The organism is Blautia faecis, assembly GCF_027662325.1.
Lineage (GTDB): Bacteria > Bacillota > Clostridia > Lachnospirales > Lachnospiraceae > Blautia_A > Blautia_A faecis.
Genome location: NZ_JAQDKY010000009.1, coordinates 33,361 through 57,369 on the forward strand (window position 1 = coordinate 33,361; position 24,009 = coordinate 57,369).

At 37.1% G+C, this 24,009-nt stretch carries 27 protein-coding genes and 1 pseudogene; 24 read left to right on the plus strand and 4 right to left on the minus strand.

The genetic code is table 11. The annotated features are described in order from the left end of the window. The first annotated feature begins 174 nt into the window (after nucleotides 1-174). The 8 genes and pseudogenes from PGQ38_RS06400 to PGQ38_RS06430 all read left to right on the plus strand — a co-directional run bounded on the left by PGQ38_RS06400 (nucleotide 175) and on the right by PGQ38_RS06430 (nucleotide 6,094). Complete coding sequence (locus PGQ38_RS06400; protein ID WP_195991167.1) at nucleotides 175-1,695, plus strand: C69 family dipeptidase; 1,521 nt, start codon at nucleotides 175-177, stop codon at nucleotides 1,693-1,695. Between the two features lie 119 nt (nucleotides 1,696-1,814). Beyond that, the gene (locus tag PGQ38_RS06405; protein WP_148462144.1) at nucleotides 1,815-2,168 is read left to right on the plus strand and encodes an Hpt domain-containing protein; all 354 of its coding nucleotides are present in this window, start codon (nucleotides 1,815-1,817) and stop codon (nucleotides 2,166-2,168) included. A gap of 202 nt (nucleotides 2,169-2,370) precedes the next feature. Next, nucleotides 2,371-2,472, plus strand: a pseudogene (locus PGQ38_RS19785) (branched-chain amino acid transporter AzlC); the annotation flags it as partial. Between the two features lie 16 nt (nucleotides 2,473-2,488). Continuing rightward, nucleotides 2,489-2,794: a branched-chain amino acid transporter permease gene (locus PGQ38_RS06415; protein ID WP_270431112.1), complete on the plus strand. Its 306-nt coding sequence runs from the start codon at nucleotides 2,489-2,491 to the stop codon at nucleotides 2,792-2,794. A 17-nt stretch (nucleotides 2,795-2,811) separates the two neighbouring features. Further along, a complete protein-coding gene (locus PGQ38_RS20480; RefSeq protein WP_416386741.1) occupies nucleotides 2,812-2,922 on the plus strand; it encodes a DUF6783 domain-containing protein in 111 nt (36 codons plus the stop codon). A gap of 115 nt (nucleotides 2,923-3,037) precedes the next feature. Continuing rightward, nucleotides 3,038-4,216 carry a trans-sulfuration enzyme family protein gene (locus PGQ38_RS06420; RefSeq protein ID WP_195991166.1) on the plus strand — a complete coding sequence of 393 codons (1,179 nt, stop codon included), beginning with the start codon at nucleotides 3,038-3,040 and terminating at the stop codon, nucleotides 4,214-4,216. Beyond that, nucleotides 4,197-5,372: a MalY/PatB family protein gene (locus tag PGQ38_RS06425; RefSeq protein ID WP_195991165.1), complete on the plus strand. Its 1,176-nt coding sequence runs from the start codon at nucleotides 4,197-4,199 to the stop codon at nucleotides 5,370-5,372. The genes PGQ38_RS06420 and PGQ38_RS06425 overlap by 20 nt, the downstream gene beginning before the upstream one ends. Before the next feature lie 113 nt (nucleotides 5,373-5,485). Beyond that, nucleotides 5,486-6,094, plus strand: a complete 609-nt coding sequence (locus tag PGQ38_RS06430) for a DUF4317 family protein (protein ID WP_118582927.1) — start codon at nucleotides 5,486-5,488, stop codon at nucleotides 6,092-6,094. A 115-nt stretch (nucleotides 6,095-6,209) separates the two neighbouring features. Here PGQ38_RS06430 and PGQ38_RS06435 read toward each other — a convergent pair whose 3' ends face one another. Both PGQ38_RS06435 and PGQ38_RS06440 read right to left on the minus strand, forming a co-directional pair. Further along, nucleotides 6,210-6,659, minus strand: a complete 450-nt coding sequence (locus tag PGQ38_RS06435; protein ID WP_195991164.1) for an HD domain-containing protein — start codon at nucleotides 6,657-6,659, stop codon at nucleotides 6,210-6,212. A 3-nt stretch (nucleotides 6,660-6,662) separates the two neighbouring features. After that, nucleotides 6,663-7,385 (minus strand): hypothetical protein, encoded by a 723-nt coding sequence (locus PGQ38_RS06440; protein WP_195991163.1) that lies wholly within the window; start codon nucleotides 7,383-7,385, stop codon nucleotides 6,663-6,665. Nucleotides 7,386-7,453: 68 nt separating this feature from the next. Between PGQ38_RS06440 and PGQ38_RS20485 the strand changes: the two genes are divergently transcribed. From PGQ38_RS20485 to PGQ38_RS06455, 4 genes are all read left to right on the plus strand, one after another. Then, nucleotides 7,454-7,504: a DUF6783 domain-containing protein gene (locus PGQ38_RS20485; protein WP_373119316.1), complete on the plus strand. Its 51-nt coding sequence runs from the start codon at nucleotides 7,454-7,456 to the stop codon at nucleotides 7,502-7,504. 322 nt (nucleotides 7,505-7,826) lie between these two features. Further along, complete coding sequence (locus tag PGQ38_RS06445) at nucleotides 7,827-8,984, plus strand: glycosyltransferase family protein (RefSeq protein ID WP_204452794.1); 1,158 nt, start codon at nucleotides 7,827-7,829, stop codon at nucleotides 8,982-8,984. A 34-nt stretch (nucleotides 8,985-9,018) separates the two neighbouring features. Continuing rightward, nucleotides 9,019-10,098 (plus strand): acyltransferase family protein, encoded by a 1,080-nt coding sequence (locus tag PGQ38_RS06450; RefSeq protein ID WP_173718436.1) that lies wholly within the window; start codon nucleotides 9,019-9,021, stop codon nucleotides 10,096-10,098. Nucleotides 10,099-10,274: 176 nt separating this feature from the next. Continuing rightward, entirely contained in the window at nucleotides 10,275-11,354 is a 1,080-nt protein-coding gene (locus tag PGQ38_RS06455; protein WP_173718435.1) for a glycosyltransferase family 2 protein, read from the plus strand. A gap of 55 nt (nucleotides 11,355-11,409) precedes the next feature. Here PGQ38_RS06455 and PGQ38_RS06460 read toward each other — a convergent pair whose 3' ends face one another. Next, the gene (locus tag PGQ38_RS06460; protein WP_173718434.1) at nucleotides 11,410-12,669 is read right to left on the minus strand and encodes a hypothetical protein; all 1,260 of its coding nucleotides are present in this window, start codon (nucleotides 12,667-12,669) and stop codon (nucleotides 11,410-11,412) included. A 130-nt stretch (nucleotides 12,670-12,799) separates the two neighbouring features. On the opposite strand from PGQ38_RS06460, the gene PGQ38_RS06465 reads away from it, so the two are divergent. Genes PGQ38_RS06465 through PGQ38_RS06505 form a run of 9 tightly spaced genes read left to right on the plus strand, consistent with a single transcriptional unit; the run spans nucleotide 12,800 to nucleotide 22,194 of the window. Then, complete coding sequence (locus tag PGQ38_RS06465) at nucleotides 12,800-13,468, plus strand: hypothetical protein (protein WP_173718433.1); 669 nt, start codon at nucleotides 12,800-12,802, stop codon at nucleotides 13,466-13,468. Further along, nucleotides 13,452-15,365 carry a DUF2142 domain-containing protein gene (locus PGQ38_RS06470; RefSeq protein WP_173718432.1) on the plus strand — a complete coding sequence of 638 codons (1,914 nt, stop codon included), beginning with the start codon at nucleotides 13,452-13,454 and terminating at the stop codon, nucleotides 15,363-15,365. The genes PGQ38_RS06465 and PGQ38_RS06470 overlap by 17 nt, the downstream gene beginning before the upstream one ends. Before the next feature lie 26 nt (nucleotides 15,366-15,391). Beyond that, complete coding sequence (locus PGQ38_RS06475; RefSeq protein WP_173718431.1) at nucleotides 15,392-16,837, plus strand: flippase; 1,446 nt, start codon at nucleotides 15,392-15,394, stop codon at nucleotides 16,835-16,837. Nucleotides 16,838-16,855: 18 nt separating this feature from the next. Then, the gene (locus PGQ38_RS06480) at nucleotides 16,856-17,734 is read left to right on the plus strand and encodes a glycosyltransferase (protein WP_173718430.1); all 879 of its coding nucleotides are present in this window, start codon (nucleotides 16,856-16,858) and stop codon (nucleotides 17,732-17,734) included. After that, nucleotides 17,731-18,825 carry a glycosyltransferase family 1 protein gene (locus tag PGQ38_RS06485; RefSeq protein WP_118582838.1) on the plus strand — a complete coding sequence of 365 codons (1,095 nt, stop codon included), beginning with the start codon at nucleotides 17,731-17,733 and terminating at the stop codon, nucleotides 18,823-18,825. The genes PGQ38_RS06480 and PGQ38_RS06485 overlap by 4 nt, the downstream gene beginning before the upstream one ends. Before the next feature lie 16 nt (nucleotides 18,826-18,841). After that, nucleotides 18,842-19,963 carry a glycosyltransferase family 1 protein gene (locus PGQ38_RS06490; RefSeq protein WP_173718429.1) on the plus strand — a complete coding sequence of 374 codons (1,122 nt, stop codon included), beginning with the start codon at nucleotides 18,842-18,844 and terminating at the stop codon, nucleotides 19,961-19,963. Between the two features lies 1 nt (nucleotide 19,964). Next, a complete protein-coding gene (locus PGQ38_RS06495; protein ID WP_118582832.1) occupies nucleotides 19,965-20,690 on the plus strand; it encodes a glycosyltransferase family 2 protein in 726 nt (241 codons plus the stop codon). Continuing rightward, on the plus strand, nucleotides 20,687-21,055 hold the full coding sequence (locus PGQ38_RS06500; RefSeq protein WP_173715818.1) for a DUF2304 domain-containing protein: 369 nt from the start codon (nucleotides 20,687-20,689) through the stop codon (nucleotides 21,053-21,055). Before PGQ38_RS06495 ends, PGQ38_RS06500 begins: the two co-directional genes overlap by 4 nt. A 2-nt stretch (nucleotides 21,056-21,057) precedes the next feature. Continuing rightward, nucleotides 21,058-22,194 carry a glycosyltransferase family 4 protein gene (locus PGQ38_RS06505; RefSeq protein ID WP_118582826.1) on the plus strand — a complete coding sequence of 379 codons (1,137 nt, stop codon included), beginning with the start codon at nucleotides 21,058-21,060 and terminating at the stop codon, nucleotides 22,192-22,194. A 29-nt stretch (nucleotides 22,195-22,223) separates the two neighbouring features. On the opposite strand, the gene PGQ38_RS06510 is transcribed toward PGQ38_RS06505, so the two are convergent. Then, on the minus strand, nucleotides 22,224-22,904 hold the full coding sequence (locus PGQ38_RS06510) for an IS630 family transposase (protein WP_270431113.1): 681 nt from the start codon (nucleotides 22,902-22,904) through the stop codon (nucleotides 22,224-22,226). Between PGQ38_RS06510 and PGQ38_RS20490 the strand changes: the two genes are divergently transcribed. The 3 genes from PGQ38_RS20490 to PGQ38_RS06520 are packed head-to-tail and all read left to right on the plus strand — an operon-like array spanning nucleotide 22,815 to nucleotide 23,847. After that, nucleotides 22,815-23,099: a DUF6020 family protein gene (locus tag PGQ38_RS20490; protein ID WP_226855177.1), complete on the plus strand. Its 285-nt coding sequence runs from the start codon at nucleotides 22,815-22,817 to the stop codon at nucleotides 23,097-23,099. The genes PGQ38_RS06510 and PGQ38_RS20490 overlap by 90 nt on opposite strands. Before the next feature lie 4 nt (nucleotides 23,100-23,103). Next, complete coding sequence (locus tag PGQ38_RS06515) at nucleotides 23,104-23,556, plus strand: hypothetical protein (protein ID WP_270431087.1); 453 nt, start codon at nucleotides 23,104-23,106, stop codon at nucleotides 23,554-23,556. 60 nt (nucleotides 23,557-23,616) lie between these two features. Next, entirely contained in the window at nucleotides 23,617-23,847 is a 231-nt protein-coding gene (locus PGQ38_RS06520; RefSeq protein WP_118582817.1) for a DUF1653 domain-containing protein, read from the plus strand. The last annotated feature ends 162 nt before the right edge of the window (nucleotides 23,848-24,009 follow it).

The window sequence follows — 24,009 nt, forward strand, 5'->3', positions numbered from 1 at the left end:
GGCAGGATTCTTTCGCGTATCATTTTGCTACGGGAATAAGATAAGTATAAAGCTTAATGGCAGGCAATACAACCGTTAAATAATTGATTTCCGGAATCTTGTATTCCATAAAATGCCCGATTGTGCTAACATAGAGCATAGTAGATTACGAAATATTTTCAGGAGGAAATTTAAATGGGTTGTACTACAATTTTAGTTGGAAAAAAGGCATCTTATGATGGCTCTACCATGATCGCAAGAAATGATGATTCCGGTTCCGGACATTATATGCCCAAAAAATTTGTGGTGGTTCATCCACAGGAACAGCCGCGGAAATATAAATCTGTGATTTCTCATGTGGAAATTGATCTTCCAGATGATCCAATGGGCTATACATCTGTGCCAAATGCAGTAGACGGCGAAGGAATCTGGGCAGCAAGCGGTGTAAATGAGGCAAATGTGGGAATGACTGCTACAGAAACGATTACTTCCAATCCCCGGGTACTTGGTGCGGATCCTCTGGTAACCTATCAGCCGGTCAAGGACGGTAAGGAGGAAGCAGCCGGTGGAATCGGAGAGGAAGATATTGTATCCATTGTTCTTCCATACATTCATAGCGCCCGCGAAGGTGTGGTCCGTCTTGGAAGTATCCTGGAGAAATACGGAACCTATGAGATGAATGGAATTGCTTTCCAGGATCAGAATGAAATCTGGTGGCTGGAAACCATCGGCGGCCATCACTGGATGGCAAGAAAGGTTCCGGATGAGGCGTATGTGGTAATGCCAAATCAGCTTGGAATTGATAAATTTGACTTGGAAAAGGCATTGCGGGATCAGGAAAAATATCGGTGCCCACGTGAGGAATATGCGGATCTGGAATACATGTGTTCCGCTGACCTGAAAGAATTTATCAGCAAAAATCACCTGGATCTTTCCTTGGATGGTGTACTGAATCCAAGAGATGCGTTCGGAAGCCATGACGATTCCGACCATGTTTATAATACTCCACGTGCATGGTATATGCTGAGGACCCTGAACCCGAAGACAAAAATCTGGGATGGCGTAAATGCAGAATTTACTCCATATTCTGATGATCTGCCATGGTGCATGATTCCGGAAAAAAAGATTACTGTAGAGGATGTGAAATATGTATTGTCCTCCCATTATCAGGGAACCTCTTATGATCCATATGCTTCCTATGGAGAAAAAGAACAGCGCGGAGCATTCCGTTCTATCGGTGTGAACCGTACAGATTTCCTGTCTCTGATCCAGATGAGACCAGGCATGGAAAAGGACTGCAATATTCTGGAATGGGTTGCATTTGCATCCAATGCATTTAATGTGCTGGTGCCGTTTTATGCCACAATTGATACCACTCCGGACTATTTTTCCAGCACCACCAGGGAAGTAACCACTGACAGCTTCTACTGGGTAAGCCGCATGATCGGTGCCATGGCAGATGCTTCTTATAAGAGCTCCATTTTCCATATTGAACGTTATCAGGAGCGTGTAATGTCAAAAGGCCACCAGCTGATTGGCAAATATGACGCTCTTCTGGAAAAAGAGTCTGACGCAGCGAAGCGAATGTCCCTTCGCCATCAGGCCAACCAGGAAATTGCGGATATGGTGAAAAAAGAGGCTTCTGACACACTGAATAAAGTGCTTTATGAGCTGAGTAATCAGATGAAGAATGCTTATTCCAGGTCTGATGCGTAATGTCAGAGCCTTTTTCAAACACGCTCTAGAAACCTGTGGACAAATTTCTTTCAATTTAATATAATAAAGTGCAGAAAGCAGTTACATAGGGAACCGGAATGAAAATTAAGGAGGCTGGAATGACAATAAAAGAATGTTATGAGAAAGTTGGCTCAGATTACGATGGAGTTCTGAAAAGACTGGGAAGCGAAGCGCTTGTGAAAAGATTTGCGGTGAAATTTCTTAATGATCCAAGTTTTCAGGAGCTGACAGATGGTCTTGCCGCACAGGATGGAGAGAAAGCCTTCCGTGCAGCCCATACCCTGAAGGGTGTGTGCCTGAACCTTGGATTTACAGAATTGTATAAGGTCAGTGCAGAGCTTACGGAGGTATTAAGAGGAAGAGAAACCGCAGGAAGTGATGAGCTTTACGCGCAGGTGAAAGAGCAGTACACGACCTTGACAGATGCTATCAGGGAACTGGCCGGTAATTAATGCCTGCTCCTATTCAGCAGATATCATCTCAAGAGATATTTTGTGAACTTCGTTTACAGAAAACCCAAGAAGTACGGCGCGAAAACATGGGAAACATGATTTCTGTGCATCGCGAAGAGTGTAACTATGAAAGAACGGAACAGTTACGTTTGCTTTATTAGAGCTGAGGGGAAACCTTCAGCTCTTTGCTGTGGAGGACGACATGAAGAAAAAAGCATTTAAGGCAGCACTACCCCATACTCTTCCAATCTGCGTTGGATTTTTATTCCTTGGAATGTCCTATGGCTTTATGATGAGAAGCAAAGACAACAACTCAGAGTATTATCATCATTGCCTGCGTGGTTCTGGGAACCATGGTCACCCGTTTTCTGCCATTCCTTATTTTCCCAGAAGGCAAAGAGCCTCCTGCATTTATCCTTCATCTTGGGAAGGTGCTTCCATATGCGGTAATCGGCCTTCTGATCGTGTATTGCCTGAAGGAAGTGCCCACAAGCGGAACTTATGGGCTGCCAGAAGCCATTGCGATTTTGTTTATCGTATTTTTGCATAAGTGGAAAAAGAATACACTGCTTAGTATTGGCGGTGGAACGATTTTGTATATGCTGCTGGTGCAGAGGATGTTTTAGAGTGTGTTTGAAAAAGTATTCCCACAAATTATGACGCACATCTTGCAGAAAGCCTTTTTCAAACACGCTCTGAAATTGGCAATACACCAAATCTAACATATCTAATCAGATATAGCAATATTCTATAACGAACTCAAGGTAAAATGAATTATACAAAATCCTCTTATCTTGCTATGATATGTTCAGACAAAAAAGAGAGAAAACATTTCTCTGAACGCGATTATACGAATCTGGAGGAAAATCATGGCAAGAGGAATCAATACAAAATGTTTACATTTGGAAGAAGAGGAAGGCTGTTGTAACAATTATGGCTCTATCAGTTTTCCGATTTATCAGACAGCAACATATGAGCATCCGGCAGTAGGCCAGAGTACAGGCTTTGACTACAGCAGACTGCAGAACCCGACCAGAGAGCATCTGGAAAAAATTGTAGCAACTTTGGAAAATGGAATCGATGCACTGGCTTTTTCCACTGGAATGGCAGCAATCACTCTGGTAATGGAGCTGTTTAAACCAGGAGACCATCTGATCATAGATGCAGACCTGTACGGCGGAAGCATCCGGCTTTTTGACAATGTTTCTTCGAAAAACGGAATCCATTTTTCCAGAATCGACTGTTGGAAAGAAAATGTGAAAAGTTATGTAAATGAAAACACAAAAGCAATTTATATTGAAACTCCAACCAACCCCATGATGAATGTCACTGATATTGCGGCACTTGCGGAAATTGCAAAAAGACATAATCTCCTTCTCATAGTAGACAATACATTTTTATCTCCATACTTCCAGAATCCACTGGAACTGGGAGCGGACATTGTAGTGCACAGCGGAACCAAATTCCTGGGCGGACATAATGATACCCTGGCAGGATTTCTGGTAACCAACAGAGAGGATATCAGTGAAAAGCTTCGTTTTCTTATTAAAACCACAGGCTCCGGCCTGGCTCCTTTTGACAGCTGGCTGATTCTTCGCGGTATCAAAACTCTTGGAATCCGCATGGAGCAGGCACAGAAAAATGCTTTCAAAATCGCAGAATGGCTGAAAACAAAGAGCGCAGTGACCAGAGTAATCTATCCGGGATTACCAGATCACCCGGGATATGAGATTATGAAAAAGCAGGCCAGAGGATTTGGCTCCATGCTTACGTTCCAGCTGGAAAGCAGGGAATTTGCCCTTTCTGTCCTGGAAAAAGTGCGGATGATCAAGTTCGCAGAAAGCCTTGGCGGCGTGGAGACGTTGATCACATATCCAACTACCCAGACGCATGCGGATGTGCCGAAGGAGATACGGGAACGCAACGGAATTACAGAGGCAACCCTTCGCCTCTCTGTTGGAATCGAGGATACACAGGATCTTCTTGATGAATTTGAAAAAGTATTTGCAGAAACAGAGGAAGAATTACATGGCGGAAAGAAATCTTGATTTTGATAAAGTGATTAACAGAAAAAATACCAGATGTCTGAAATATGATTTTGCCGTAAAAAGGGGAAAGCCGGCAGATGTGCTGCCTCTTTGGGTCGCAGACATGGATTTTGAGACCTCTTCTTATATTGAGGATGCGCTGGTAGAGCGTGCAAAAGAGGGAATTTTCGGATACAGTGAGGTTCAGACTCCTTATTTTGAAATCATTGCAAACTGGATGAAGCTTCACCACAACTGGGAGATACAGGAGGACTGGCTGATCAAAACACCAGGAGTTGTTTTTGCCCTGGCGATGGCAGTAAAAGCATACACGCAGCCGGGAGACAGTGTGCTGATCCAGCTTCCCGTTTATTATCCTTTTTCAGAAGTTATTCAGGACAATGGAAGAAAAGTGGTGAGCAGCAACCTTTATCAGGGAGAAGACAACCGCTATCACATTGATTTTCAGGATTTTGAAAAGAAAATCGTGGAGGAAAATGTAAAACTGTTTTTCCTGTGCAATCCTCACAATCCGGTGGGAAGAGTGTGGAGCGCAGAAGAATTGGAAAAAATAGGAGATATCTGCGTAAAAAATGGTGTGACCGTTGTCAGTGATGAAATCCATCAGGATTTTGTTTTTAAGGGAAAGCATCAAGTGTTTGCCAGTCTGAAAAAGGAGTTTCAGGATATTTCCATTACATGCACTTCCCCAAGTAAAACTTTCAATCTTGCAAGTATGATGATTTCCAATATTTTTATTCCCAATCCGGAGCTTCGCCGAAAATTCCGGAAGCAGTTGGATGCGGCAGGAACCAGCCAGCTCGGGGTTCTGGGACTGGTGGCAACAGAGGCTGCTTATTCCAAAGGTGAAGAGTGGTACCAGGCAATGCATGCTTATGTGGAGGCGAATATCAATTACACAAAAGAGTATGTGGAAAAATATCTGCCTGGGGTGAAGATGACAGATCTGGAAGGCACGTATCTGGTATGGCTGGACTTTCGTGAGACAGGTCTGACTGTTGAGGAATTGGAAAATTTGATCCTTAACAAGGCCAGACTTTGGCTTGACAGTGGAAAGATTTTCGGAAAAGCAGGCGAAGGATTCCAGAGGATTAATGTGGCGTGTCCAAGGGCAACGCTGACGGAGGCGTTGGAGCGGATTAGAAAAGCGTTTTAAATGGAGATATTTTTACTTTCAGTTGTGTATAGCGCATAGGAATGGTAAAATAGAAAAAACATTTTGCGTATACACAGGAGAAAACCATGACCAACAAAATCGACCGTGAAGATATGCTGGCGCTGACCAGGAGGATGAATGTTGCCCGGAGTTCTTTTACAAGGATTGCGGGATGTTATGTGGATAAGGACGGGGACTTTGACGGCAGCTTTAACGTGAATTTTTTAAAGCTGTCTGCCGCAGAAAAGAAGAAAAACATTGAGCTTGCCAAGGTAGTTCCCTTTGCAGCAACAAATGTAAATCTGAAACGTTATGAATTTGCAGATGCAGACAGAAGGCCAGGAACCGTGTGGCAGCTTTTGATGGCAATCCGGGAATGTGGGCTGAAAAACGATGCTCTTATGGACAGCTTCTATGATCTTGTAATGGAGAATTATAAAAGCAGGAGACCTTATGCAGTTTATATTTTCCACGACAGATATGATATTCCGGCAAAGGCAGCAGATAAGGAGCGGCTGGGGGAATCAGAAGCTGTTTTTGAATATCTGATCTGTGTAATTTGTCCTCTTGCAGATGAATACGAGCCAGGTGAGCCGGAGTGCGGCTTTCTTTTTCCGGCATATACAGATGGAGGCGCAGACCTGAACCATGTGGCCGTGTTCCAGAAGGATGCAGACAGACCGCATCTGGAACTGGTGAGGTCGATTTTGCGGGTGAAATAATAGAAATCTAACAGTTGCTTTTGCAAAATATAATAAAGGTACTCTGTTATATTGATATCAATTATGTTGATACCAATATAACAGAGTACCTTTTTACATAGTCTGGAGTTCTACTTTATAGGATATTCTCGTATTCCCGTATGATCTCCTTTGCAGCTGCATACTTCGTCCGCCAGTGCTTCAGCTGCATTGGATCCGGCGTGACGGAAGAAAGCCGTGTTTCATCTGAATTATGGGCGAGATCCGCAATCTTTACCTTACGAGCCAGCGGATTTTCGCAAAGTCTGCGCACATAATCCAGATAATCATCGGAAGGAGCGTGTGTAAGCAGCTGGACTGCCTCTGTGATCTCTCTTGGGAATTCCGCTTCCAGATCAGGAAGAGTCAGGGCAGTATCTTCCAGAACGTCATGAAGCAGGGCAATGCAGGTGGTAGTTTCATCTGTCATTTGTTCTGCAAGATGAACCGGGTGAAGAATATAAGGAACCCCACTCTGGTCGTATTGTCCTTCGTGTGCTTTATATGCAATTTTTATGGCTTTTATGGTTAAGGGAGTATAGACCATAGTTTATTCTGCAGGCGCAGCCTCCGTGTCTGTATTTAATGGAGTAAAAGCTGCCAGAATTTCATCTGCTTCTGCTGTGGTATCTGTGGTGTATGATAAAATAATGGAGACAAACTTTCCTCCCTGTTTGCGGGTACAATATTTCTGAAGAACTTCATAGTCATTGACTGCCACACTTGTTTCCATAACACGGAAATCCTGCCCGGCAATCTGTATATCTGTTACGTCTGAATAAGTATAGCCCATCCCGGTAGCATCCAACATCTGCTGTGCAGCCAGAAAATACTGGTCAACAGTCATATTCTCCAAAGAAGCATCTTCGACAACTAAGGAAACATTAGGAAAACCAGAGATGGAAGAAGCCATCATTTCATAAACAGTGCCGGACAAAGCATCCTCTCCAAGTTCCACCCCGGAAGCTTCCTCCAGAGTAGTCTGGCCCTGCTTCATAACAGACTGAAGCTCTTCCTCTGTATTCATGACTACTGTTTCCGGCGGTGTGAATTTCAGATTCAACCACTCACTCTGAAAATCAGTGTCTGTGATGGTGCCTTTTTCATAAGGGGAATCAGAAGTATCTGTAGCACTTTGTGTATGTGCCTCTTGTTCATTATCTGCTGCATCAGCTGTCTGTGAGGTCTCCTCCGCCAGTACTGGGACAACAGCACCGGTGCAAAGGGAAAAAGCCAGCACAGCCGGTATTAGTAAGCTCTTTTTTCTTCGCATGAATTCGGTATCCTCCTAAGATTTATAATGTCAGAAAAGTTTGATGCGTTTGTTGAATAAAGATGGGGATGAAATATCCCACAAATTGTGATGCACATTTTGCAGAAAGCCTTTTTTAAACATGCTCTGATGTCGTGAAACTATTATAGCAAATTCGAAATTACTTTCCTAGTGATAAAAGGTAGAAAAAAACGTGAAAAAATTGTGAAGGGTTACTGTTTCAGGCGAAAATTGCAGAGCGCCTGCGCTGTTACTGTTCATTTCGTTCACAGTAACGCGCTTCGCGGAACGTTACCAGTGAGCAGTAACGCTGCGCTACTGTCCTGTTTGGTGATTTGCTGTGGGGAGTTGCGTTTCCTGTCATATTTCGTTATAATAAAAGCCAAAGACTCAAAAACAGATTTTTACCGATTGACAACTTATTATACAAGGAGTTTCTATATGAACTTTTGGAATACCCTGAAACAGAAATTACGAAGCTTTATTCCGGTAAGCCGCACCTATATGGACAATAAGCTGCGTGAACTGGAAAAAGAGAATAGACGCCAGGAAAAAATCCTCCTGGAGCTTCAGAAAAACAGCCAGTCCATGCTGGAGCTGAAGGAATATGTGTCACAGGAACTGCATCGCCGGGACGACTGGGGAAAACGGGCTGCACAGGTGCTGCGTGAAGCGAAAGAACGCCAGATCTGGGTGATCAAATGTCCTGCTCCTGAGGAAAAAAAGATCCGTTGGGGCGATTATGCGTATGCCGTTGCCTTGAAACGTTACCTGGATCGAATGGGAATGTACACTATAATTGACCTGCACGAAGACTGGGACTGTGAAGTGAACGCAGATGTGGTTCTTGTACTTCGAGGCTGCGAATTTTACCGTCCGGATCGCCGGAACCCCAAATGCCTCTACATTATGTGGAATATCAGCCACCCGGAGATGGTTACCCAAGAAGAATACCAGCTCTATGATATTGTATGCGTAGGTTCCCGCCATTATGCCAGGGAGCTTCAGGCGAAGCTTACGGTTCCTGTTTATCCATTGCTTCAGTGTACAGACACTGAGCTTTTTTACCCGGATCAGGAAGCTGAATGCAGCCGTGGAAAAGATTATTTATTTATTGGAAATTCCCGTGGTGTGGCCCGCCCCTGTGTATTATGGGCAGCACAGGATAAGCTTCCGCTGAAAATCTGGGGTGCCGGCTGGAAAGCTATGCTGGGGCCAGATAAGACCATGGTACAGGATGTTTTTATCGAAAACAGCCAGATTCCCGCCCTTTACCGAAGTGCCCGCGTCACATTGAACGACCACTGGAAAGACATGCTGGATTATCAGTTTGTGAATAATCGCATTTTCGATGCCCTGGCCTGCGGTCTCCCGGTAATATCTGACTGCTGCGATGAGCTCAGGGAAATCTTTCCGGAAGCAGTGCTGTACTATAGCAATAAAGAAGAATTTCACCAGTGCGTGAAGGAAATTGAGAACAACTATGAAGAAGTGAAAGCAAAAGTCGATGAGCAGTGGCCGGTGATTAAGGAGAAATATTCTTTTGAGGCGAGAGCACGGGAACTGGCGGAGATTGTGGAGAAACATTTGCAAAAGTAATAAGTTTATCGGCTGAAAAAGAATGGGAAAGAGAATGGAAAAGCAAAGAGATACTCTGATCGATTTATTGAAGGGGATTGGAATAACTTCAATTGTTATAGGACATTCAAGTTGGATACTGCCAGGATGCAATTTTCCAATTGGTCCATTTGTTTACACATATCATTTAATGATATTCTTTTTTGTTGCAGGGATGAGCTTTAAACCGCGTAACGATATAACGCCATATATGCAAATTGGAAAGCGGTTAGGAGGAGTACTCCCCATTTATGTGAAATATAGTATTGTGTTTATTCTTTTGCATAATTTTTTTCTGAAAATTCATATACTTAAGAGTGATACAATTGTATATGGAAAATTAGATATTATAAAACTAATATTTGAGGCATGTATTTTTGGAACATCCGAGGCTATGCTGAGTGCATTTTGGTTTGTTTCAATGTTTTTTATTGGTGTAAGTATGTTTATGTTATTGTATTATCATGCTGAAAAAATGAAATATCCAATAATATGGCATATTTTATGTGGAGTTTTAACTGCTATAGTTGGCATTTGGTTAAATGATAACGAGGTTATTTTGCAGTATCATATACAGACTTCTGTTCTTGGAATTACAGTTATTTATTTGGGATATTTATTTCAGCATTACCGTCAGTATATGATGAAATATTTACAATGGTGGTTATCTCCAATTTTAGGCATTGTTATTTGGAAAATTCTATCTCTCAATATAGGAATGGTTGAATTGTCGGCAAACATGATTCTTCATCCGTTGATTTTTTATCCAATTACAATACTGGGGATTACTTTCTGTATTTGTATTGCTCAGGGATTTGATAAGGTTGGAGTATTACGGACATTATTTTGTACAGCTGGAAAAAATAGCTATCATATTATGGCACTTCATATTATTACTTTCAAATGTTTTGATTTGATGATTTGCAAGATATGGAAGCTTGGAAATGAAACACTGGAATGTTTTCCTTATTCCTTTGAAAAGTTATGGCCCATTTATTATATTGTGGGTGTGGCAGTACCATTGATTTTGGTATATGGAGAAAGATGGTTAATAGAAAGAACTAGAATAGCCATAAATAAAAAGTTTTTAAAGTAATAGCAAATCAAATGAATTAGTTTAGTTTCTTATCTTTTATATATGGTGATGTCGAGGTAGGAGACATGTTTGTTTTGTGAAAAAAAGTTAATAGAAAAAACGAGAACTTCGGCGCGAAACGTGTTACTGAGCGCGGAGTGAACAGTGATATCTTTAGAGAAAAGTGTGGAGAAAATATGCAGAGTTTAAAAAAAATAATTTACAAAGTGCCCATAATTGATAAGCTAATAAAAAAATGGGAGAAGTGTAATAACGAGATAACGAAACTGAGGAGCGAGAATAAAGAACTGAAAGCTTGTATTCAAAAAATGAGTTTTGAAGTAAGGCGAAATGAAGTTTTTCGAGAAATTGATAATATTCATTTCAGAAAAGTACAGAGAGACATGGAAGCAATGTGCCATCCAGAAAGGAGTATCTTGAAGCAGGCACATCCCTTGGTATCTATCATCATAGTAAATCATAATGGAAAAAGTCAGCTTTCAAAGTTATTAAAATCTTTGCATGAAAGAACATTTTATGATAATTTTGAAATCATTATGGTCGACAATGCGTCGGAGGATGAATCTTTAGACATTATAAAAGAATATCAGGCGGTACTTCCAATAAAAGTGATTCGAAATGATGAAAATCTTTCTTTTTCAGCCGCAAATAATATTGGAGCAAACTATGCTGAAGGAGAGTATCTTTTATTTCTAAACAATGATACTGAAGTAACTGATGGCTGGCTTGATGAATTGCTGCTTAGTGCGCTGAATAACGAGAATGTGGGTGCAATCGGAGCAACATTAGTTTATCCTGAAATTCCAAATTACAGTATTAATAAAGGGAAATCGTACACAATTCAGCATGAAGGAATTGCCTTTCGTGACGGAATACGGGAAAATATTAGATATTGGCAACCATATAATGTAAATAATGGTGAAGAATTGCATGCTTGTATGAGCAGAGAAGACCATGAGTGGGCATGTGTAACTGCGGCAGTTTTACTTGTGAGAAAAGAAAATTTCTGGCTGTGTGAAGGATTTGACGAACAATATCTTTATGGATACGAAGATGTAGATTTTTGCTTGAAATTGCAGAAAAGAGGATTACGTAATTATTGTTGCGGTAATTGTCTGGTATTTCACTATGAGTTTGGAACTCAAAGTACAGATGAACCTACTGTGGTTCGAGAAAGACGCGCAAGGAATATGATTATTTTTCGAGGAAAATGGCAAGAGTATTTGCAGAAAAGAATGGAGAATAAAGAAGATTAATTAAAATAAGGGCTTTATGTCAAAACTGTAATTATTGACATAGAGCCCTTGAAGCTTAATTAGATACTAAATTCAATTTAGAAAGTTTAATGTTAGGAAAAAGAGCGTATCCCATTGTCTGAGTGTCCATATTATAGTAAGCAATTTTACGATTTCCATCACTTGAACCAGAACAGGAAACTGTTTTGCCTAGTAAAGGAGAGTAATCTTCTGCTTTGTAAGTAGTTCCGTATATTTCAGAGGAGTTTCTTTTTTTGATAAGGAGGGTGGCACGGTTACCAGAAGAATTAAGCTCTTCATAAATAACTTTGCCTGTTACGGACAAATCCTCATCTTTGTAATAATATGGATACTTGCAAATTTCTTCATAGCTGAAAGTAAGATGCAACGGATCGATATTTGTTTCATTTGTTTGCCAGTAATATGCGTTGAAAACTGGAATCGGCTTTTTTAAATCATTATCGTCGATAGTGCTACAATATTTTATACTTGCAAGAAAATCTGAATCTGTAATCAAATTTTCAAAAGTATCAAAGTCCATTTGATAACCAAGAGAATGTTCGTATAGGGAAAGCGGATTCTGTGTGTAATCATTTATGCTGTCTAGCGTACCATAAATGTCAATGGTATCACCTACTGAAACATTTTCGATATTGGTTGAAAAAGCCGACTGGATATATGTATTAGGATAGTTGAATAAAAATAGATGATTATCAGTATCTCGTATTTTTATATAACCGTGTGTTGGAATTTCATAAAGCTCTACTACAGTTCCGGAAAGCTTAACCGGTATGTCTGAGTAGTTATACGGTGTATTGATTAATGTTTCGTAATCTAAAGAAACTGCGGATGCATTTAATTCCTTTACTGACCGGCAATGATCAAACCAATCTAAATCTAAAAGTGTACCATTTTTTGAGTAGGTAAAAATTTTTTTGCATGGTTTACCGTTCTTGGTTTCAAAAATTTGGTAAGTTCCATCTGGAAAAGTAGTTTTTACCTCTTTTTTAATAATTCCTTTTTTGAATGTGACTTCCTGTATGGTTCCATCTTGATAGGAAATGATACAGGTACCATCGAATGAATTTAAGGCCTCGGACCAATTACCAGTGATCGTAAATGTGGAATCGCTTTGATCAGAAAATAATGAAAAAACAGATTCACCATCATTATTTTTTTCTAACGTACCATAATACATATTATTGAAAACATTAACAGAAACAGTATCCTCCTTTTCGGTAGCACTTATTGGAAGTGCTGATAGAAATAAGAAAAGAATAGATAATGAAAAAAAGTATAACAATTTTTTGGGCATAATATAATCTCCTTTAAAAATATATTACTATTTGAAACAGAATTCGTCAAATAAAAACGCCTTGTTTTTACTAGGATTTTTTGCTACAATTGAAAATATTAATAGATATTTATAAAAAAAGGAAAAAAGTATGAATAAACAATTAAAATGGGTACTACGTGTAATAAATATTGGATGCTTTTTGGCGCTGATTTTATCCTGCATAGTCCCGATAGAGCGAAAAGAAACTCTAACATCTAATATTGATGTAAGTAGTTATGGAAATCTACATAGTATTCCAAGAATTGGGTCGGTTACAGATGAGAAACAGATGAAACTAAAATTTAACTTATATGATGAAAAATTGTATGGTGTAAATTTATATTTTGGTGTGGATGGTGACGACGAAAACGGAAAAGTTACCTGTGCTATTGAATATAATAATGAAACACTTGCAAAACAAACTTTTTCAGTGAAAGAACTGGCTTCATTGACGGAAGGATCTTCGCTGAATTCAGTAGAAATTCTTTTGGATGATTTCGAGAAAAGAGATGGAGAATATACGGTTGTAATAAAGGGAACAGGAATTTCTCCAGAGACTCGTGTATCGCTTTTAGGAAATATAAATACGGGAAGCTATTTTAGATACGAAGAATCTGGAAGTTATGGGGAATATTATTCAATTTTATATGCAATTGAGACTCTGAACCCCAAACATCCGTATGTATGGGCATGTGCATTGATTTTTGCATTGTGCTTATTGAGTAGTTATGTTTTTTACATCAGTTATGAGGAGAGTAAGGTTGAAACTGTTAAATAAAGCAAAAAATATAAAAAAATACAAAAGAATATTGGCTGTTTTGGCTATTGTATTACTGACGGCTTTTATTGAAATTATCTTCAACTTTCGGTCAATTATTGGTGGATATGATTGGATGGATGTTACTGAACATATGAAATTGGAAGAAGAAGGTGAGTATGAAAAATATGTGATTGATTTTACAACAGATAAAGCATTATATATTAAGCAAATAAGACTTGTTGGCGAATTTGCAAGTGATGATGCATATGTGATGGAAGTTCAGAAACTTAATGGATTTGGCAAATCGGAAAAGGTAAGTTATTGGGATAATGTTAGTACGTGGTTTTCTGAAAGTTATACTAATTTAAATAAGAAAGTTAAATCTATTAAAATAACTCTTTATAAGCCAGAGAAAACGGAATTACATTCAGTTGCTTTTTCAAATCGTTTTGAGATTAATAAATATCGGGTATTATTTGTAGTATGCTTGCTTGCATTATTGTATGCAATGATATTTGAAAAAAAATTTGTACAAAAGGTTGAATGGTATTTCCTTTGTTTTTCACTCGTCTTTGGGCTGCTTGTTATAATTTATGCACAGCCGACTTATAATGCCTGGGATGAAGAGGTACATTTTCAGAATGTTTATAGTATTGCCAGTGGTAAGCATGTAAAGTGGTCCGAGGCTACACAATCTATAATAGATAAAAAAACTCCAAGTTGCAATACAAAGGCGGAATATGCAGAGCTGCGAGCTGTAATGAATGAAAAAGGAAGAGAAGTTCTACATTTGGAAACAAAAGAGACGGGTGTTGTTTCATATTCCTTTTTGGCATATATTCCTATGGCTATTATGATGAAAATTGGAATGCTGCTTAATTTTTCATTTTCAAACATGTATATGCTTGGGAAAATTGGAAATCTTTTATTTTATGTTGCAATCATGTTCCTAGCTATTAGATTAGCAAAAAAGAAGAAATTGTTTTTGGTATTTATAGCAATGATGCCGACGTCAATTTATTTAGCTGCTTCTTATTCGTATGATGCAGTGGTTTTTGCCTGTGTAACATTGGGAAGCGTTTTATGGTGCAATGAAATGTTCTATTCACAGAAAAAGTATCAGGCTGTAAATATGATTAGCTCGATTTTTCTTTTTTCTGTAGGCTGTCTATCAAAGGCTGTGTATATTCCATTGATTCTTGTTATGTTGCTATTACCACGAGTTCAGAAAATGAAAAAAAAGTATAAGGTTATATTTTGGATTGGAATATTGACAATTTTGGGGTTAGTACTGATGACATTTGTTCTGCCTGTATTTTCTAATACAATTGCTGGAAATGTATCTTTTGGAGGAGATTCCAGAGGGGGAGATACAAGTGTTGTAAGACAGATCCTTTCTATGATTCAGCATCCATGGGCAACTATAAAATTATTAGTTACTGATATTCTGCGGTTTGATAATTTTAGAAACCTTGGAGATCCTTCTTCAAGTAACTATTTTGTAGGGAATTTGATGTTCTTAAATTTTGGTGCATTAGGCGTATTATCGCATAAATGGGTTATGCTTTTGCTTCCGGTACTCTTACTTACGTTGATTTATAGAGATAAGCAGGATAGTGTGATTTCCTACAGTTCTTTGTATAGATTATTTATTTTTTGTGTTATAATAATTACAGTTATATTAATTTGGGTTGCATTGTATTTAAGCTTTACTCCAGTGGGAGCAGAATCTATAGCCGGTGTTCAGGCAAGATACTATTTGCCCTTACTTTATTTAGTAGCGTTGTTGGTTACAAACAAAAAAGTATATATACAGATATCTGGAGAAAGCGTTTCGAAACTTGTTCTGTTATCAGCAAATATATTTTGGCTTGTATCAATATATAGCTTTTTTCTGCAACCGAGATTATTGTAAGTCATGAGAAAATATAAGGGGTACAGATGAGTCAAACGAAATCACTAAAAGTTAATTCAGTTATAAATATAATAAAAACTGTACTGAGTATTATTTTTCCACTGATCACATTTCCATATGCTTCCAGAGTATTGGGGGTAAACGGAATTGGAAGAGTCGATTATGCGAATTCTATATCGAATTATTTTGTCCTTTTTGCAGAATTAGGTATTACGACGTATGCTGTAAGAGAAGGTGCAAAGATACGTGAAAATAAGGAACAATTAAATCAATTATGCAGTGAGATTGTTATTATCAATTCTATTTCGACTGCTGTTGCTTATACAGGATTGGTTCTGTGCTCTTTCCTACCTGTGTTAAAAAATTATCAGAATATTCTGTTGCTATGCGGAACTACTATGATTTTTAATCTGATAGGTGTGAATTGGATTTTTAATATATTTGAGGATTATGTATATATTACCGTCAGAACGTTTGTATTTCAGGTTCTTGCCCTCATATGTATGTTTTGCTTTGTCCGTAGCAGTGATGATTATATTATTTATGCTGGATTAGTAGTAATGGCAAATGTTGGATCAAATATTTTTAATATATTTTATAAGAGAAAATATATCAAACTTTTTGGAAGAAAACATTATGAGTTAAAAAAACATTTGCCTCCTATATTGATTATTTTCGGAATGAGTGTAGCGTCACAGATTTATTTGAATATGGATACTACAATGATTGGTGCAATGAAAGGTGAAACTGAGGTAGGTTTGTATTCAGCAGCAGTAAAACTCAACAGGACGTTGACAACTTTGATTTCCTCTGCATGTACAGTATTGATTCCACGGCTTTCCTATTATATAAAACAAGGAATGGAGAAAGAATACAAGGAGATTATTTATAATGCAGTAAATTACTTAATTGGACTTGCCATACCTTGTGCATTTGGATTTATATTATTGAGTAATGAGTTGATTACGATTTTTAGTGGCGCTGAATTTCAGAATGCTGTTCCGATTATGTGTATTTTAAGCCCGAATATTGTTTTATCAGCGATTAATGGCTTGTTGGTTTTTCAAATATTTGTTCCATTTGGCAAAGAAAAAGATACATTAATTTCAACAATTGCAGGCGCATGTGTAAATATGGTATTTAATTTTGTCTTGATTATTCCTTATGGGGCAAGAGGTGCAGCCGTAGCAACAATTATTGCGGAAGGAACTGTATATCTTATTCTGAGCATCAAAATGAGAAGATTTTATAGAAATGTCAAGTTGTATGGTGAATTATGGAAATATTTTGTGGCTGGGCTTGGTATGTTTGCTGTTGGCTTGTATATAAGAACATTTAATTTAACTATTATTCCAAGTATTTGTGTTACGGTATTGAGTTGTGTGGTAGTGTATTTTATATTATTAAATATCCTAAATGCCAAAATAATTAGACCAATAAAAGAAATAGCAAAGCAGTTCAGAAGTAAGTAGTTAAAGGAAGGAAAAAAGTTGGGTGTATCAGTAATTATTCCATACTATCATGGAAATAAATATTTAGAAAATTTATCAAAAGTGTTAGCTGATAATATTAAAGAATATGAAAAAAAGTTTGATGAGAAAATTGAAATTCTGTTTATAAATGATAGTCCTGGGGATGCTTTGGAAAAAGAATTTTTAAAAGAAATTAGTGGATATTATCGGATAATCGAAAACAATAAGAATTATGGAATACATAAAACCCGAGTAAACGGCATTTGCGAAGCTAGTCAGGAATATATATGGATGCTGGATCAAGATGACATTGTATCAGAAAGATGGCTATTAAGTCAGTTTGAATGTATTCAAAAATATAAAACTGATATGGTAATAGCAAATGGAAAAAGACAGATATCCGGGAAAGATTATCCAATATTTAAAAATGATAAGACACTAAAAGATGCAACTACCATTGCACCATATGTCGCATTTGGAAATGTTATTGCATCTCCTGGTCAATGCCTAATTCGTAAAAGTGCGATTCCTGTTTTCTGGATGGAAAATATTCTATGGGAGAATTGTGCTGATGATATGTATCTCTGGATGCTGATGTTTGGAGAAAAGCTAAACATCAGTTATAATCCGGAATATTTATATACGCATGTTTCTACAGGGGAAAACTTTTCTTCAAATGAAAAACAAACAATTTATTCCGAATATAAGGTGATTGATCTGTTACGGAAAGCAGGGGGCATTAAAGAATGGTACTTGAGATTCTATGCAGAACGCTTGAAAATAAGAAATAGATATTTCTTTGAGATTAAGAAAAAGTGGATGTCACAAATATATTATGTAGTAACAGAAATAATAAAAATTTTAGTATTCTGGTTGGTGAAATATTTTAAAATATGAAGATGAAAAAAATATTAATATATGGTCTTAGCAATATGTATGGGGGCGTAGAGGCCTTTATCTTAAATTATGTAAATCATTTACCTGAAAATAAATATACAGTTGAACTTATTATTATGAATAGGACTCCGCAATATTTGGGAGAAAAATTAAAACGAGAAGTAAAAATTCATTATGTTCCAGAAAGAATAAAAAATCCTTTGGGATATAACTGTAGGGTAAATGAAATAGTAAAAAAAGGAAATTATGATATTCTCTGGTGCAATTTCTGCACACTTTCAGATATTACCTGGTTAAAAGCAGCAAAAAAATATGGAATTCCGGTTAGGATTGCACATAGCCATAATTCTGAAAACATGGGGAGTAAATTAGTTTTGATTTCTCACTTACAACACAAAAAAGCTATCAGCAAATATGTTACACATTTTTTTGCATGCTCTGATGTTGCTGGAAAATTTATGTTTGGTGACAATATTGTAAAACAGAACAATTATTGTTTGATTAATAACGCTATTGAAACAGATAAATACTCCTATAATGAAAATATAAGAATGAAAACTCGATTAGATCTTAAGATAAGTGATAAGATTGTTATTACGAATGTTGGCAGATTTCATTTTCAGAAAAATCATAGCTTTTTAGTTAATGTTTTTTCAGAATTTTATAAAAAATATCCAACTTCTGTTTTGCTGTTGATTGGTGATGGAGAGCTTATGGAAGAAGTGAAAAATCAGGTTAAAAAGCTTGGTTTGACGGATTGTGTTATGTTTTTGGGGAATAGAGGAGATGTTGACAGGCTAATGCAGGCAGCTGATCTGCTTTTGATGCCATCCAGATTTGAAGGACTTCCAGTTTCTGCTATAGAGGCGCAGGCTTCAGGATTACCATGTCTGTTTTCTGATACTATTACTACACAGGTGAAGATTACGGAGTCAGTAAAATTCGAAAGTCTTGAGGCACCGTTGGAAAAATGGGTGGAAGATATGGAAGAATTGTTAAAAGAACATCGCAAGGACACAAGAGCACAAATTATTAGTGCTGGTTATGATATTGAAGAAAATGCAGAGCACATTTTTGAGAGATTTTTGTAAAAAGGGAGTTGCAATAATGAGTGAGTGTATTCATGTTCTACACGTTATAAGAGCAATGGATAGAGGTGGTGCAGAAACTATGATTATGAATCTGTATCGTCATATTGATCGAAGTAGAATTAAGTTCGATTTTTTGGTACATGTAGAAAATAAATGCGACTATGATGATGAGATTTTAAAATTAGGAGGTCGAATTTTTCACATTATTCCATATAGAATATACAATTATGTGTCTTATAAGAGTCAGTTTAAGAAATTATTGGAAGCACATCCAGAAATTCAGATTGTACATGGACATATTGGAAGTAGTGCATCTGTATATTTAAGAGTCGCAAATAAATTAGGACGATATACAATTGCACATAGTCATGCACTTAACAAAATGGACAATCTTTCGGATATTATTTTCAAAATTATGACATTAGATAACAGATGGATCTCTGATTATTACTTAGGATGTTCTTATCAGGCTGGTGTAGATCAGTACGGAAAAAAAGTAGTTTCTTCTGAAAAGTTTAAGGTTTTAAACAATAGCATTGATGCCAGTAAGTATGTTTATGATTCTGAAATACAAAGAAAAATGAAAACCTCTTTAGGACTGGAGGGGAAAATTGTATTTGGACATGTGGGACGTTTTATTCCCTTGAAGAATCATACTTTTCTTTTGGAAGTTTTTTCGGAAATTGTGAAAATTGAACCTAAAGCAGAGTTTATATTAGTGGGACGCGGGGGACTAGAAGATAAAATAAAAAGAAAAGTGCAAGATATGAAACTTGTAGATAAGGTACATTTTCTGGGAGTGAGAGAAGATATTCCTGAGCTTATGATTATGATGGATGGATTTGTTTTTCCTTCTATTCACGAAGGTTTGGGAATTGTAGCAGTTGAAGCTCAAGCAGCAGGTCTTCCATGTTTGATTTCAGAAGGAGTTCCGGATGAAGCTATAGTGACACGGTGTGTTAAGAGAGAGCAGATTGCAGCAGGTGCAAAAGTGTGGGCTGAGACAATTCTGGATATGTATAAGAATATACCTCGCATAAATAGATTGGAAGAAATAAGAACTGCCAACTACGATATATATGAAACAGTAAAACAACTAGAAAATATTTATACGAAAGCTGTAAATGAGGAAAAATAGAATGAAAATATTACTTATTATTCCGGCCTATAATGAAGAAAATTGTATTACCAAAGTAATTGACGAATTGGTTGAGAGATATCCTCAGTATGATTATATCATTGTAAATGATGGTTCAACAGACCATACCTCTGAAATTTGTCATAAAAGTGGATATGAAATTATAGATCTTCCAATTAATTTAGGATTGGCGGGTGCATTTCAGACTGGATTAAAGTACGCATATTTAAAAAATTATGATTATGCTATGCAGATGGATGCAGATGGACAGCATTTGCCTGAATATATTGAAGCGCTGATCAAAAAAATAAATGAAGGATATGATATTGTAATTGGTTCTCGGTTTGTAACGGAAAAAAAACCGAAATCTATGCGTATGCTGGGGAGTAATATGATTTCATGGGCAATTCATATGACTACCGGAGTCAGAGTTATGGATCCGACATCTGGAATGCGTATATTTAATCGAAACATGATTAAGGAATTTGCCAGTAACATTAATTATGGACCAGAACCTGATACCATTTCATTTTTGCTTAAACAGGGAGCAAAGATTGGAGAAGTACAGGTGAAAATGGCAGAGAGAATTGCCGGCGAGAGTTATCTGAATTTTACAAAATCAATTTGGTATATGACGAAAATGCTAATTTCAATTATTGTATTGCAGAATTTTAGAAAGCGAAAATACGAGGTTGAGATAATAAATAGTGAGGAGGTCGAAAGATGATTTCTCTTGTATTTAGGATTGCCTTGATTGTTTGTTCTATTTTGACAACAGTTTTTATGATTAAAAAGATAAGAAATTCGAAACTTCAGATAGAACATGCTATTTTTTGGCTCATGTTTGCATTTCTTCTGATTGTAATAAGTTTGTTTCCACAACTTACGATTTGGGGTGCTAAACTGCTTGGAATTTATTCTTCTACCAACTTTATTTTTTTGGTAATTCTCTTTATTGTCATTATAAAATTGTTTATGGCAACAATCGAAATTTCAAATTTGGAATACCGTATTAAAGAATTGTCACAAAAAATAGCTATAGATGAGAAATTTGAAGCAGACAGTAATGATAAAGATCAAAAGGATAGTTAAAAATGAAAAAAGTATGTATTTTTTCAGCACAGTATTTACCTACCGTTGGAGGTGTTGAACGGTATACTTATAATATTGCAAAGCAACTGCAGAAAAAAGGGATAGATGTTACAATTGTTACATCTAGAATTTCAAAACTGAAAGAATTTGAAATCGAAAATGGGATTAAAATATATCGCCTGCCCTGCTATAATCTGATGAATGGAAGGTTTCCGACCGTAAAGTTTAACGGAGAATACCGTAAACTGATGAGAATGTTGAAGAAACAAAAATACGATTTAGTGATTACAAATACTAGATTTTATATTCATTCTCTTGTAGGAGTAACATTCGGGAGAAAGTATGCAAAACGCAATATTGTTATTGAACATGGTACGTCACATATGTCTGTACATAATGCGATACTGGATAAAATGGAGCGGATTTTTGAACATGGAATTACCTGGCTTGTAAAAAGGCAGTGCAATGAGTTCTATGGTGTATCACAGGCTTGTTTGGAGTGGCTTGGACATTTCCATATTAATGGTATTTCTACATTGTATAATGCCGTTGATATGGATGATATCAATAATTTGCTGAATCGGAAAGATGACATGAGAGACAAATATAGTATTCCCGAAAATGCTATTGTAATAGCATATACAGGCAGGTTGATTGAAGAAAAAGGGGTGCTGCAGTTACAGTCTGCTTTTCAAAATATTCAGAAGTGTTTTCCGAATAGTTATTTAATTATGGCGGGAGACGGAGTTTTATATCAGAGATTAAAGGAAAGTAATACAAAAAATATGATACTTATGGGGCAGGTTACTTTTGAAGAGGTTGTAAGTTTGCTAAAAGTATCTGATATTTTTTGCTTGCCATCTGTATCAGAAGGAATGCCTACTTCTGTAATGGAGGCTATTGCTTGCCATAACTTTGTTATAACAACTGAGCGAGGTGGTGCAAAAGAAATTATAGTAGACGATTCTTATGGAATTATTTTAGAAAATAACAAAAAAGATCTGGTTGAGAAGGCGTTACTTCGTTCAATGGAAAATAGGAAATATCGAATATCTGCAACTGAAAAAAGTTATGAACGTTTGATAAAAGGTTTTACGTGGGAAAAAGTTGCAGATAAAATAGAACATGAATTTTTATAAAAAGTAGTAGTATTGCATCCATCTAGTTTTTAAAGTATCGTTGGATATAGCTTTGCCAGCTTAATTCTGGCATCAGCTGTTGTAAACTGCCAATTTGTTTTTACGCATCTCGCATTTCGGTTAACTGTCCAGTTACGAACCTGTTTTTCAAAACTTTCGAAATCTGGAAATGGTTTTGCAAGTGCCTGGCGGCTCATAACTCCTATTTCGATTTCTGCCATATCCAACCAGCTGCCATGTTTTGGCGTGTAATGCCATTCAAAACGTTTGGTTAGTCGATTTGCTTCTTCTGCTGAAAACGCCTTGTACAAAGCAGACGGCGCATGGATATTTAAGTTATCTGTGACCAATATGATTTTTTCCGCTTTTGGATATAGCTCATCTGCTGTATAGCGAAGAACTTCAGCAAAATCGATTGCTGTCCGAGTCTGTTTTACAACAGTTTCCCGTTTTCCTGCCAGCGGCTCAGATATCATAAAGATATCTGCAACTCCATTCCGGACATAAACAGAATCTACTTTTTCCGGTTCCCCAGGTTTACAGGGAATCCGTTTTTCAAGGATCAGCTGTTTATTCGTTTCATCAATACAAATTACCGGTCTGGACGGATCATATGGTCTTTGATATACATCCAGAACATCCTCCATTTTTGCTACGAATTCAGCATCAGCCTGGGGTTTGGAATTGAGGGAACTGCAACTGGGGCATATGGAATACCATTACAACAAGTTGCAAGGAGTGTTGTGTACGAGGGTAACATATCGAATGAAGAAAAGTCTTTTTTGAATGAAATTATGCCGCTGGAGAAATATATAGATAATTATAGGCCAGGATTAGTTGATCATATGAAGTGGAGTGAAGATTTTAATACAGAGTTTTTAAGGAACATAAGAAGGAGTTTCTAAAGGTATGGATGTCACTGCTAATAAAAAATCCTATATTATTCATGGAAGCATGGGCTATGGAAACTTGTGGCTTCTGGGGGCTGAGCTATTGGGAATTAAATGTATGGGAGCACCAAGAGAGACTAGTGAGCTTAAAAAAGTGTATGATATTACAAGTGGTAGTCTTCTTGGGGAAAATTCGAGTATTGATTTAACTGTAAAAAAGTATTTTTCAGTTGTGACGCAAATGCCATCTGTTGCATTGTGCTTATGGATTTCATTATTTATGATTCTGTATGCACTAGTAGAAGGAAAATGGCGTTATCTACTATTTTTTATTCCTTGTTTGGGAAATATAGCCACACTATTAGTAGCTACACCAATTACTTACTGGCCGCGTTATGGATTATCTTTCATTTGCCTGTTACCGATTAGTGCTCTTTTTCCATACTTGCTCAAAGAGTTAGAGGAGAGTTAAGACACAAAGAAAAATAGATATTTAGCTGAACTTGTCAAGTTAATAAAAAGGAGCATAACGATGAGACAAATTGAGACGAACAGAAAGTATAAGCATTTTAAAGGAAATGAATATAAAGTTTTATATATAGCAGAGCATTCTGAAACTGGAGAACAGTTTGTTGTGTATCGGGCTTTGTATGGTGACTTTAAAGTGTATATTAGGCCTTTAGAAATGTTTGCCTCAGAAGTGGATCGTGATAAGTACCCGGAAGTGAAGCAACGATATAGATTTGAACTTGTAGAAGACTAGATAATCCCCTTGTCTGCCGATTCCTCATGTAGTACAATGTAACTGCATAAGCAATCGGCGGATTTTTATTTCTTTAAAAATATATTATTATGAAATGGGAGGACGCTTAAATGAAGATTGGTGAAAACTCCAAATCGGAACAGATAAACAATCAGTTATCAG